This is a genomic window from Flavobacterium sp. (assembly GCF_044357305.1).
Classification (GTDB): Bacteria; Bacteroidota; Bacteroidia; order Flavobacteriales; family Flavobacteriaceae; genus Flavobacterium.
On the sequence record NZ_JBIKPS010000020.1, the window covers coordinates 52,786 to 58,889 of the forward strand.

The window sequence follows — 6,104 nt, forward strand, 5'->3', positions numbered from 1 at the left end:
ATCTAATATTAGTACTATATTTTTTAAACTCCGCTAAAAGCGCTAAAACCTCCATCAATAGGAATAACCACACCGGTTACAAATGAGGATGCGTCATCGCATAAATAAAGCGTGGTGCTGATTAAATCTTCTGGTTCTCCAAATCTTCCCATTGGAGTTTGATCAATAATGCTGTTGCCTCTTGGTGTCAATGCACCATCTGGAGTTGTTAATAAAGCACGGTTTTGATCGGTTAAGAAAAATCCGGGAGCCAAAGCATTCACACGAATTCCCACTTTTGAAAAATGAACTGCCAACCATTGCGTAAAGTTGGATACTGCGGCTTTTGCGCCACTGTATGCTGGTATTTTGGTTAAAGGTGTAAAGGCATTCATGGAAGAAATATTCAAAATACTGCAGCCTTTTTTACCTATCATGTCTTTTGAAAAAACTTGTGTTGGCAATAAAGTTCCAATAAAATTTAAATTGAAAACGAATTTTATCCCTTCGGCATCCAAATCAAAAAAAGTTTTGAACCCTTCGGTGGTATTTAGCAAGTCTTCTTCCAATAAAAATGGATTGGATGTGGTTCCTAATGGATGGTTTCCGCCGGCACCGTTTACCAAAATATCGCAAGCACCCAATTTTTCATTGACTTCTTTTTTGGCTGCTTCCAACGAATCTCTTTCTAAAACATTGGCAGCAACGCCAATTGCTTTACCACCGGCTGCATTAATTTCGTTAGCAATAGCATCTGCGGCTTCTTTTTTTAAGTCCAAAAGTGCTATTTGGTAGCCTTGTTTAGCCAATGCTTTTGCTAAGGTACCACACAAAACTCCTCCTGCTCCTGTTATAACTACTGTTTTCATCTGTATATTTTATTTGTTTTTTAATGGAAGATGGAACGCCTTAAATCATGTGCCTATGTAATGGAAAAACTTCCGTCATGGGCGTTTCATCTTTTAATTTTTTATGGATTGAATTAAAGCCAAAACTGTTTTTGTTTCCGATTCTATGGTAGCATAATCTTTATCGGCCATCAATTGTTTGCTGATTAATTTGCTTCCCATTCCTACAGCAGAAACTCCTGCTTTGAACCAGCCACCAATGTTTTCTTTGGTGGTATCTACACCTCCTGTTGGCATGAATAATAACTTTGGAAAAATATCTTTTATTCCGCTTAAAAATTCTGGTCCTAGCATGTTTCCTGGGAATAGTTTTATAAAGTAAATTCCAGCATTTTCGGCGGTTATTATTTCAGTTGGCGTCATGCAACCTGGGCTGTATAAAACTCCTTTACTTTTTAAAAATGCAGCAACTTCTGGAACAAATCCTGGGCTGATGAAAAAATCAGCACCTACGGCAAAATATTCTTCGGCTTGTTGCAAGTTTTTTATGGTTCCAATTCCGAGTAATAAATCGGGCATTTCTTCATTTCTAACTTGTACCATTTTAGTGAAATTATGCAATGCCGATTCGCCTCGACTGGTATATTCTACGGCTTTAATTCCGGCTCTGTAAATGGCTCTTAATACTTCTATAGTTACCGTTTCATCAGCATTGAAATACAAAGGAAGCATTCCTTGGGCAACTATGGCATCCGATACTTTTTGGATAGTATTCATAATTTATATTTTAACTTTAATTACTACTTTTTTTATTTCGCCTACGCCAATCATTGGGGCGTGCACATCTTCTGGAAAGAAAATAGCAAATTGTCCGTCCGTTAATTGGAAAAACATGTCGGGTGCATCGCTATAAAAACGCACGTCTTTATCTGGATTGTAAGCACCATTTTGCGTTTTGCACTTTTCTCTTGGTTTCCATCCATAGGTTTCTAGGCCTTTTACGCAAACTTGAATGTCGATGTTTTGATCGTGGCATTCAAATTTGGCTAGACTCGCTTCTTCGGTTTTACCATTTGCCGTATTGACAATCAACTTCATGCCATCGGGAGTTTCTGAAACGCCTTCGGCAAGATTTGCCAAATCATTTTGATTTAAAAACGCAAATGCTTTTGCAAACGAAGGATGTAAATTATAGTATTTATGGGCGTTATTTAATGTATCTATTACCATGTTAATTATCTTGCAACTCTACCAGAAGCATCGCCTCCCATAAGTTTGTTAACCTCATCAACAGTAACTAAATTGGCGTCACCTTTAATGGTGTGCTTCAAGCAAGATGCAGCAACAGCAAAGTCTAAGGCGTTTTGATCGTTATCTGGGTAGGTTAATAATCCGTAGATTAAACCTCCCATAAAAGAATCGCCACCACCAACTCGGTCTACGATATCGGTAATTTGATATTGACGGGTTTGTAGCATTTCTTTTCCATCGTATAAAACTCCAGCCCAAGTATTGTGGGATGCAGAAATAGAACCTCTTAAAGTGGTAATTACTTTTTTGGCTCTTGGGAATTTTTTCATCATTTGTTGGCAAACCGATAAAAAGGCTTCTGCTTTTACATCGTGCCCATGGGTTTGCACAGCTGCTCCTTCTGGTTTGATACCAAAGTGCATTTCGGCATCTTCTTCATTTCCTAAAATCACATCGCAATACGAAGTCAATTCGGTCATAATCGCCTCACGGTCTCCGCCGAATTTCCATAATTTGGCACGGTAATTTAAATCGGTTGAAATAGTAACGCCTAATTTGCTAGCCACCTTAACGGCCTCCAGACAAGCATCTGCAGAACTTTGTGAGATTGCTGGTGTTATACCCGTCCAATGGAACCACTCCACTCCTTGAAAAACTTCTTCCCAATTTACCATTCCAGGTTGTATATCCGACATGGAAGAATGGGATCTATCATAAACAACTTTACTTCCTCTACTTACAGCACCAGTTTCTAGAAAATAAATTCCTAAACGATCACCACCCCAAACAATTTTATCTACGCCAACACCTCTTTTACGCATTTCCATCATGGCGCATTCTCCAATATCATTTTTTGGTAAACGAGTTACAAAATCAACTGGAATACCATAATTTGCTAAGGAAACTGCTACGTTAGATTCTCCTCCCCCATATACAACATCAAAGTTGTCTGCTTGTGAAAATCTTAAAAATCCTTGTGGTGCTAATCTTAACATTATCTCACCAAATGTTACTACTTTTTTAGACATTTTTAAAGTTTTTTATATTAATTATAATTGGTTTTATACTTTAGATACTAACAAAATCATTAATCGTGTACGTGCACGGAATTGCAAATCTATATAAAAAATATTATAATTTGATTTTATTTAATTATTTTTAAAAAAAAGTCTTAAAAAAGAGAATTTGTTATAAACATAAAATATTTCGAATGGTTGTGATTAATAGAAAAGTGAGTTTGATTTAACCTTAAATAGGTTATTAGTTTACACAAATTATTAAATGGCTATGGAGTTTCGGGAGGTCACTATAAATCTTACCTCTATTAGGATGTAACTTCAGGAAGTCACTATGGTACAAATCTTCTATAAGTAAAGAGGTTTGGTGAAACTTTAATAAGCTTTCGTATGCTATATATAATTTGTCATAAAAAAACAAAAGCCATAGCTATGATAAAAATTTGAGTAAAAATTAAAAAACATAAGGTTTACAGCAATAAAAACTACAAAAACATAACAATTCCGAAATAGTTAATAATATAACTATTTGATTAAAACATTTCACACAATAACAATTAAAAATAAGAAAATTGCTTTGAAAATAGGATTACAATATTTATACAATTAATGAAGAAAAAATATTTATTTTTAAATAAGTTAAATTTTAATAATTCATTTGTAATATTTTTTATTTAAGTTTGTAATCTAAATCTATTTATTAAATTAATATCATGAAGAATCTAAAACTAGGATTGTTAGCTTTATTGTTTCTATTGTTAGCAAGTAAAGGGTATTCTCAAGTTTGTGCTGGAAATAAGGTAACTATAACTTTACAGAACATTACTAATCCAACTACTACAACTTTAGAGTTTGATGTTTATATTGCTAATACAGGAACTACAACTTTAAGATTAGCATCATTAGCAGGTGGGGTAAATTACAACGCTGGCATGCTGCCAACTGGAGCAACAGGAACTTTAACATGTATTGATCAGCCAACAGCATTGAATTTTCCTAATTTTACTCCCATTGCATCAAACCAAGCAGTACATACTCTGGCTACAAAACAATTAAAATGGCAAAATACTCCTGTGTCATTAGCAAGTGGTAATACTGTTAATCTTACATCTACCCCATTAAAATTTGCTCGTTTTAGATTTACTAGTTCTTTACCATGGACCGCAAATTTTGCTGGTACGTTAACTCAGCAATACTTGGTTCAGGGTGGATATACTCAAATGGTTGCTACTGTTTATTGTAATGGAAATTCTAATTCAACAGGATTGTCATCTACAACATCAGGAACTTTAGTTAGTAACAATGCAACTAACTCTCCTTACCCTATTACCTTAAATGCTTGTGCTAACGCAGCTAGTCAAACAGCAAGTACTGCAGTATCTTGTTTTGGAGGAATTGATGGTAGTTCTACAATAACCATGTCAACAATACCTTCAATATTGGATATCACATATACAGTAGATGGCGGGACTTCTCAAAACGCAACTTTAACTAGTAGCGGCGCATTTACTGTTACTGGTTTAACAGCTGGTTCGCATACTATTGTTATTTCTAACTCTATTTGTAGTAATGTAACTGCAACAGGAGTTATTATTGCTGCTCCTACACTTTTAGTAGCATCAGGAGCACCAACTGTAATTTCATGTTATGGAGGTAACTCTACCGTAGTGGTAACTGCAACAGGTGGAACTGCTCCTTATACTGGAACAGGTTCGTTTCCTAATATTGCTGGCGCATATTCTTATACTGTAACCGATACTAAAGGATGTACTTCTATAGCTTCAGGAACGATAACACAACCAACTGCACTAGTAGCTTCTGCTACACCATCAACAATATTATGTAATGGTGGTAGCTCTTCAGTAGTAGTAACTGCAACTGGCGGAACTACTCCTTACACTGGAACTAATACATTCACTCATGCAGCTGGAGCGTATTCTTATACGGTAACCGATTTTAAAGGATGTACATCTACAGCAACTGGAACAATTTCTCAACCAGCTGTATTAACCGCAACCGCAGCAGCAGGAGTTATTGCTTGTAATGGAGGAACAACAGACGTTACAGTATCTCCAGTAGGTGGAACAGCTCCTTACACAATTTCTCCTTCAACAATAGGTTTGACTGCTGGAACTTATTCTTTCACAATTACAGATTTTAATAACTGTACTACTACTGCTGATGTAACTATTACCCAACCAGATGCGTTAACTGCAACGGCTACCGCAGACTCTATTGCTTGTAATGGAGGAACAACAGATGTAACTGTAACCCCTATAGGAGGAACAATTCCTTACACAATTACTCCTTCAACAATAGGTTTAGCCCCTGGAACTTATACTTTCACAATTACAGATTTTAACTATTGTACTACTACTGCAGACGTAACTATTACACAACCAGATGCGTTAACTGCAACTGCAACTGCAGGAACAATTGCTTGTTACGGCGGTACTACAGACGCGACTGTAACTCCAGCAGGCGGAACAGCTCCTTACACAATAACACCTTCAACAATAGGTTTAACTGCTGGAAGTCATACTTTCACAATTACCGATTTTAATAACTGTACTACAACTGCAAACGTAACTATTACGCAACCAGACACATTAACTGCAACTGCAACCGCAGGAATTATTGCTTGTTACGGAGGAACAACAGATGCATCTGTAACTCCTGCAGGCGGGACAGCTCCTTACACAATAGCACCTTCAACAGTAGGCTTGAGCGCTGGAACTTTTACTTTCACAATTACAGACTTTAATAACTGTACTACTACTGCAAACGTAACTATTACGGAACCTGATGCTTTAACTGCAACTGCAACCTCAGACTCTATATCTTGTAACGGAGGAACAACGGACGTAACTGTTACTCCAACAGGCGGGACAGCTCCTTACACAATTTCACCTTCAACAGTAGGTTTAACCGCTGGAACTTATACTTTCACAATTACAGATTTTAATAACTGTACTACTACTGCTGATGTAACTATTACCCAACCAGATGC

At 36.5% G+C, this 6,104-nt stretch carries 5 protein-coding genes; 1 reads left to right on the forward strand and 4 read right to left on the reverse strand.

Annotation, left to right across the window (positions count from 1 at the left end; translation table 11 throughout):
- Positions 1 to 23: 23 nt before the first annotated feature.
- The 4 genes from ACIQ2J_RS11600 to ACIQ2J_RS11615 all read right to left on the reverse strand — a co-directional run bounded on the left by ACIQ2J_RS11600 (position 24) and on the right by ACIQ2J_RS11615 (position 3,106).
- Complete coding sequence (locus ACIQ2J_RS11600; RefSeq protein ID WP_396169931.1) at positions 24 to 848, reverse strand: SDR family oxidoreductase; 825 nt, start codon at positions 846 to 848, stop codon at positions 24 to 26.
- Positions 849 to 941: 93 nt separating this feature from the next.
- Positions 942 to 1,604 (reverse strand): bifunctional 4-hydroxy-2-oxoglutarate aldolase/2-dehydro-3-deoxy-phosphogluconate aldolase, encoded by a 663-nt coding sequence (locus tag ACIQ2J_RS11605; RefSeq protein ID WP_396169933.1) that lies wholly within the window; start codon positions 1,602 to 1,604, stop codon positions 942 to 944.
- Between the two features lie 3 nt (positions 1,605 to 1,607).
- Entirely contained in the window at positions 1,608 to 2,057 is a 450-nt protein-coding gene (locus ACIQ2J_RS11610) for a YhcH/YjgK/YiaL family protein (RefSeq protein WP_396169935.1), read from the reverse strand.
- A gap of 5 nt (positions 2,058 to 2,062) precedes the next feature.
- Complete coding sequence (locus ACIQ2J_RS11615; protein ID WP_396169937.1) at positions 2,063 to 3,106, reverse strand: PfkB family carbohydrate kinase; 1,044 nt, start codon at positions 3,104 to 3,106, stop codon at positions 2,063 to 2,065.
- A gap of 701 nt (positions 3,107 to 3,807) precedes the next feature.
- Here ACIQ2J_RS11615 and ACIQ2J_RS11620 point away from each other — a divergent pair.
- On the forward strand, positions 3,808 to 6,104 hold a 2,297-nt coding region (locus tag ACIQ2J_RS11620; RefSeq protein WP_396169939.1), incomplete at its 3' end, for a beta strand repeat-containing protein.

Excerpts from the sequence above, each read along its gene's own strand:
- ACIQ2J_RS11600 (WP_396169931.1), bottom strand. The coding sequence starts at position 848 with ATGAAAACAGTAGTTATAACAGGAGCAGGAGGAGTTTTGTGTGGTACC.
- ACIQ2J_RS11615 (WP_396169937.1), bottom strand. The coding sequence starts at position 3,106 with ATGTCTAAAAAAGTAGTAACATTTGGTGAGATAATGTTAAGATTAGCA.
- ACIQ2J_RS11610 (WP_396169935.1), bottom strand. The coding sequence starts at position 2,057 with ATGGTAATAGATACATTAAATAACGCCCATAAATACTATAATTTACAT.
- ACIQ2J_RS11605 (WP_396169933.1), bottom strand. The coding sequence starts at position 1,604 with ATGAATACTATCCAAAAAGTATCGGATGCCATAGTTGCCCAAGGAATG.